7 protein-coding genes are annotated in these 6,266 nt (G+C 31.4%); 2 read left to right on the forward strand and 5 right to left on the reverse strand.

Translation table 11 applies throughout. The annotated features are described in order from the left end of the window. Nucleotides 1-217, forward strand: a 217-nt coding sequence (locus AC1DJR_RS14075; RefSeq protein WP_477002845.1) for a DDE-type integrase/transposase/recombinase, incomplete at its 5' end; no start/stop codon positions are given. Nucleotides 218-434: 217 nt separating this feature from the next. On the opposite strand, the gene AC1DJR_RS14080 is transcribed toward AC1DJR_RS14075, so the two are convergent. After that, on the reverse strand, nucleotides 435-1,616 hold the full coding sequence (locus AC1DJR_RS14080) for an MFS transporter (RefSeq protein ID WP_477002846.1): 1,182 nt from the start codon (nucleotides 1,614-1,616) through the stop codon (nucleotides 435-437). Between the two features lie 100 nt (nucleotides 1,617-1,716). On the opposite strand from AC1DJR_RS14080, the gene AC1DJR_RS14085 reads away from it, so the two are divergent. Then, the gene (locus AC1DJR_RS14085) at nucleotides 1,717-2,592 is read left to right on the forward strand and encodes a LysR family transcriptional regulator (RefSeq protein WP_429688252.1); all 876 of its coding nucleotides are present in this window, start codon (nucleotides 1,717-1,719) and stop codon (nucleotides 2,590-2,592) included. A gap of 334 nt (nucleotides 2,593-2,926) precedes the next feature. Here the strand turns inward: AC1DJR_RS14085 and AC1DJR_RS14090 are convergent, their stop codons facing one another. From AC1DJR_RS14090 to AC1DJR_RS14105, 4 genes are all read right to left on the reverse strand, one after another. Next, complete coding sequence (locus tag AC1DJR_RS14090) at nucleotides 2,927-3,115, reverse strand: hypothetical protein (RefSeq protein ID WP_242488385.1); 189 nt, start codon at nucleotides 3,113-3,115, stop codon at nucleotides 2,927-2,929. Nucleotides 3,116-3,194: 79 nt separating this feature from the next. Then, on the reverse strand, nucleotides 3,195-3,482 hold the full coding sequence (locus tag AC1DJR_RS14095; RefSeq protein WP_429688251.1) for a hypothetical protein: 288 nt from the start codon (nucleotides 3,480-3,482) through the stop codon (nucleotides 3,195-3,197). Between the two features lie 95 nt (nucleotides 3,483-3,577). Next, entirely contained in the window at nucleotides 3,578-3,847 is a 270-nt protein-coding gene (locus AC1DJR_RS14100) for a hypothetical protein (protein WP_429688250.1), read from the reverse strand. 90 nt (nucleotides 3,848-3,937) lie between these two features. Beyond that, nucleotides 3,938-5,953 (reverse strand): competence protein CoiA family protein, encoded by a 2,016-nt coding sequence (locus AC1DJR_RS14105; protein WP_477002847.1) that lies wholly within the window; start codon nucleotides 5,951-5,953, stop codon nucleotides 3,938-3,940. Nucleotides 5,954-6,266: the final 313 nt, after the last annotated feature.

The following is a 6,266-nucleotide window of genomic DNA, read 5'->3' on the forward strand; positions in this document are numbered from 1 at the left end:
GGTAAAATACCTTAATAACATTGTAGAGCAAGATCATCGTTTTATTAAAAAGAGAGTTCGTTCAATGCTAGGATTGAAATCTTTTCGTACAGCTAAATCTATTCTTTCAGGAATAGAAGCGATGCATATCATTAAAAAAGGCCAACTTATTTTAAGGGACAAGTCTGTCCAAAATGAAGTGAAGTTTATTCATAAACTATTCGGAATGGCTGTATAAGAATAGATTCCATTAGGAATCTATATACCTCTTTCAAATAAATACAATCTTTGCACCAGAACCTTTAATTTTGTTCTTAAAGATGCAGCAATTACCAACCGATAAGATGTACTAACTTCGAGAAGAAAACCCGCTACATAAGCATCAAATCCACGGGAGAACATATCTATTGTAAGAATTAGAACTTTTCCACGTTACTTCTCCCCGTTTTTAAAAGTCAACTATTGATACAAATTTGTTCTTTCTCTTTATTTTGTTTTTTATCTATTGCAAACGAATAATAAGATAATGCCAATGCTATTATAACCATCACTCCACCAATCCAGCTTAGATTTAAAGTTGATGTGTATTTAATTACCATTCCTCCTATACCAGCTGCTATGGACATACCAATATTCATCACCGTTATATTGAAGCTCAACAAAATTTCTGAGGTCTGTGGTTTCAATGAAATCATATAAACATGCATTGCAGGTGTTGTTGTCCAAGTAGCTAACGCCCAAATTATAATGATAAGCAAAATAGCAATTGTTGAGTTTAAAAATGGCCTCATTAAAAATAAAGATATGGCATTAACGATTAAACTACAGGTAATGACTTTAACCGATCCCCAATTGTCTGCCATTACTCCACCAACTTGAGTACCTATAAAAGCAAAAATACCCAATGAAAATAATGATATACTAATCAACTCAATTGTAAAATTTGCCCCCTGACTCAAGATTGGCGAAATATATGCAAAGACCAAGGTATATCCCAATATCCAAAATACAGTTGTTAAAAGTCCTGCTATAACCTTCTTGTCTTTTATTACCAATAATTGTTTTTTCAGTGGAATTGAGTTTTCTGCTTCTAATTTGGGAACTAATCTGTTTAACAAGAGCAAATTTATAAGCGTTAATCCTCCAATAATGAGATAAATATAATGCCAGTCTATATACGCAGCAGTTAGAGTCCCAATAGGTACCCCAAATGCTAGTGATATAGTAAAACCTGTAGTAACTGTGGCCATCGCTTTACCTTTTTTGTCAGGAGATGCTAGGTGAGTAGCATAGTTTGTTGCGACAACTGTGAACAATCCGCCACTCATCGCCAATATAATCCGTGATAGCATCGCCAGAATAAAGTTGGAACTTAAAAATGCAATTAGATTTCCAATGAAAAAGATGAACAAAGAAATTGAAAGAACCTTTTTTCTATCCCATTTAGCTGTTAATAACACTAAAAAGAACGCTCCTAATGCATAGAAAATGGAATATATTGAAATTAATTGTCCTGCCGCTGATATTGAAACATCTAAATCTTTAGCAATAATTTCTAGAATACCAGAAACAACAAATTCTGCGGTTCCAGTTAAGAATGCCCCTAACGCTAAAAGATATATCATTAATTTATTCATAAATTCATCTCCCACTAATTTCTTTTTCTTTCCCTAGTTTAAAACACATGTTATCATGAGTAAAATTGATATTTTTAATATTGGAGATGAGTAAAAACTCATGACAATTGCGCGTTTCGAAGTTTTTTCTAAAGTTGTCGAGCTTAGCAGTTTTACGAAAGCAGCCAAAGCACTGCACATAACACAGTCGGCTGTCAGCCATGCCATCGCTAGTCTTGAAAGTGAATGGGCAGTTAATCTTTTAATCAGAGAAAAAGGAAAAGATTTAGCTCTTACTGAAATTGGAACTAAAATTTTAATTCAGGTCCGTGAAATTTTAAACAGAATGGAACATATTAATCAGAAAATAGCCTTACAAGCGAATTTAGAAATAGGAACGATTCGCATTGGAAGTTTTGCAAGTGCATCAGCATGTCTATTACCGAAAATTATTTCAAAGTTTCATAGGAAATATCCCAAAATTGAATTGAAATTATTTGAAGGATCCTATGAAGAAATTATTGAATGGCTTAAAACGGGGGTAATTGATGTCGGATTTATAATTGAACATGATTTAGATTGTGAATTTGATACCGTTCCACTTATTGAAGATACAATAGCTGTAGCATTCCCGGATAACGGAAGATTCTTAGGGAAAGACTTTATTCAAATTGAGGATTTGAAAAACGAACCGTTGATTATGCCAAAAGGAATGTATCAATTATATATAGAGGCAATTTTTAAGAAAGCGAAGGTACAGCCTAATGTACGCTTTGAAGTGCAGGATTGTAATACGATTGCAAACATGGTTAATGAAGGTCTTGGGGTTACAGTTGGTTCAGAGCTATTCCTTAAAACTCAGCCAAATATTTACACAAAAAGGTTACAATTAGCAAGTTTAAGGAAAATAGCATTAGCTTGTATGTCAAAACAGGACACACCCCCGGCAGTTCAATCCTTTTTAAAAGTAGCAACCGAGGTTTATAGTCTTTCATAATTTTGCTCTAATTTATTATTGGAGATTCAAATTACTATAAGTGTTTTAATAGGAATCCATTTTGAATGATGACTTGGTTTGATCGAAATTTACGTCTTCCTTTCAAACCAAAATAAGTCCATTTCTAAAAAAGGATTTTAAAAAGTTCTCCAATTTTATATTTTAAAAAAGACATTTAATTTCTGCTATCTTACCTAATCTTATTATAAATTCAGCCCATTTATTTCTGGTTGATCATTCTGCTTATTCCATATAATGACCCGTTTATTGAACAAGAAAAATCCTGCATTTCAAGCAGGATTTTTGATCAAACTTTTTTATAAACGGTACGACTCTATTTCAAATCAACATCACGGGATATCCAACATTCTTTAAACTCTAGGGTTCCTTGTGGCATAGAGAGAACATAACTAAACATCACTTCTTCTAGTTCTGGAAAACCAAGCCCCTTCTTCTCAAGACAGATGTATTCAAAATCTAAAAAGTTCGTAAAATGATAGATATGCTCTTTTTTAGGTTGCACTATAATTCCTCCATAACAATAAAACTATTAATATTGATTTGAAATATAGTTTGATTAAAAGATGTTACTTATAATAACCTTATTCCGCATTAACAAGTTGACTTTCATCAAAGGGATTCATTTTCAATATGTATTTTTTATTACCCAATCTCAGATTCACCTTATAAGGGCTATTTAAATTAAACATGTATATCTCTGGTTCAAAGTCATGTTTAAATTTATAACGACGAGCCGCATTTTCAATGACTATATACACATACTCAGCAAAACAATCTGGCTCCATACAATCGTCCCATATTTCTTTCCACTTCGTTTTATCGACAACTACTTTATTTTTAAAATCAAGAGATAGAGTACTATATCCCATTAAACTTCCACTTCCTTCTAATATTTTATCTGATTATAAAAGACTAACTTATTAGCATTACTAATAAATTGATTCTTAAATTACAGCAAAACCATCTAGTAACGATATTTCAAATCTAAGTTGTCATAACTATCATAATACGTTCTATCGAAAGCATAATCTTTTTTCGATCCCTTTTTTATAATGTATCCTGTTTCTATAAATGGACTCCTCATATTCTGGCAATGAGCACTACGATGCCCGTCTCCTTGTCCATGAAGATGCCATGTCGCACAATATGGGCACCAAACTGCAAGATTCCCACTTTCATCTCTTTCATACGCTAATAATACAGGCAATGATCTTTCGCCTTTATTTAATCTCATATGTATCCTCCTAATAAAAATGTTAAATTATAATATATAAAAATAAAGATTAATTAAATATAAGTTCTCGTTCGAATACAAGAATTCATTTTATAATAACTTAAGTTGAATAAAACCATCTTCGTTATCTTTAAAGTTTTCTTTATGCTCCCTTTTCTTGCCTTTTTGCTTATTTACAGCTTCAATTTCTTTTTCTTCATGCCTAAGCTTTCTTGACATAAACCATTTTGGTAATCCAGCAGTGAATGTAGGAAAGTATTTTTTTTCGTAGGCAGTACGTTCTTTTTTGGGAATACATATGTATTCCTCCCAAAACCGATTTCTAAAATCATCGATTTCATCTTCTGTTAAATGTGGTATCTCATAATAGTCTTTGTTTAAAAGCTCTTGTTTTCTATATAATTGCTCTTTCTGTAATCGAATGTGCTTTCGTTCTTCTTCCTCTTTCTTTATTTTTTCTTGACGGATACGTAGCTCTTCTTGCTCCCTTTGTATTTTTTCTTTTTTTTGCACTTTATCTAACTTCTGTCCATACTTATCCAAAAGCTCTTTATAAAACATTTTTTGTGTAGTATTATTTGTTACCTGTTCATAATGTTGCTGTAATTCTTCTACAAATTCAATTAAACTTCTACTCTCAATCCAGTTTTTATATCCATTTTGTTCCTTATTAAAATACATTTCAAAATCAGTCTTGTCCCTTAAGAAAGTTGTTGAAAATCCTTTAAATAAAGTTGTTACAACTATGTACCACTTAGGGCGCTCTTCTTTTAAATAATTCAGCCAAGAATACCAATTACCAATTGAAGATAATTGAAATTGAACCTTTTCTGTTTCCAAGCGTTCTACTAACATACTAAATTCCTTTTTGTATTGATTGTATAAGTCACTCAAATAATCCTTTGCCATCTGTTCAGCCAATATTTCCTCTTGCCTTCTGCGCTCCTCTGCTTTTTGTTTTTCTATCTCTAGTAATTTGTTTGTATAGGCTGTTTTTATTTCTTCTCTTGTTTTTCTAGCTAATTCTATACTATTTAATGCTTCCTTGATCTGTTGGGCTTTATCAAACTCAATAAAAGCATCTACTAAATTCGTAGGATGAGAATCACTTCTATGAATTTGGCCTTTAAATTCTTCATTTAATTGAGTATTTTTGTTCAGTCTCATGTCATTCTCTCTATATGGTGCATGCAATAATTCGGTTTCTAATAATACTGGTACAATGTCGGGCTCTGCTATTCGGTTGACCAGAAGTATATCATCTTGTGTTGAGTGTTCTCGGTTCTCTAACAATGCATCTACCCTTAACTTGGAACTTTCAGGAGTTCTTCGAATTAAAAATACATGTCCATTATGATCAACAGTTACAATAACATGGTATACATCCATCAAATAGTTAAATACTTTATTATTTGCCCCTGTTACAAAGAAATATTCTTCTTTTAATGGAGAAATATATGTATACTCATAAGCATTTGTTTCTTGATTAAAACTACTAATTCTTGTACCACTATAACTATCCGTGTAGACTTTTTCTCMATTTACTTCTGTTTCCTTTGGTGGAAAGAAACTATCTAGTATTAACACCCATGCAGTTGCTACATTTTCTTCAAAATAAATATTTGTTCTCTTCACAATATTACTAGTCCGAATATTAGACGCCTGTACTTCAATTGCCAACTTGAGCTCTTCTTTTCCATCAATTGTTTGCAGTACCGCTACGTCAGCACGTGAAATGTCTTTATGTCTTTTCTCTTCTTTTACGAGGTAACCAGCCTTACTAAATAATTCATATAAATATTTCTTAGTTCTAGCATGCGCCAGTGATTCAAATGAAAAACAGTGTTCTTTATCTAAATGAAAAAAATATGGATTTTTATTAACTATGTTAGATCCTTTATTGAACGACATGATGTCTTGGCATATAAGACATTTCGCCTGATATAACGATTTTCTACCTCTTATATACCTTGCTTCCTTATCATTATCTATAACCATAGAATCTAGCTCTATATATCTTTTCTTTTGAAAACCGATTAAGTTACCACTAGGAAATATTTTCTCCCAACCATCAAAATACTCGATATAAGAATACTGCAATTCCATATACATCCTCTCTAAAAAAAATTTATTATTATCTAATAAATTAATTATAATGTCATTTTCACATAAAAATACATGAATATATACATTTTAACTGTTATTAGAAATTCTATTTTTCTATGATTATAATTAAATAGGATTAGGATGCTTCTATAAGAGATGGGAATATAGATACTAAATTATAGAATGAAAAGGAAAGAGGTAGAATTTATTTGTACAGAAACTTGTTAAATTTTTCATTATATTGTATTCTAAGCATTTGCATATATTTAACAATTTATTTCTTCGCCTTAAAACCTGCTATTATTACTGCAAC

It is taken from the genome of Bacillus sp. 05T31, from assembly GCF_056396725.1.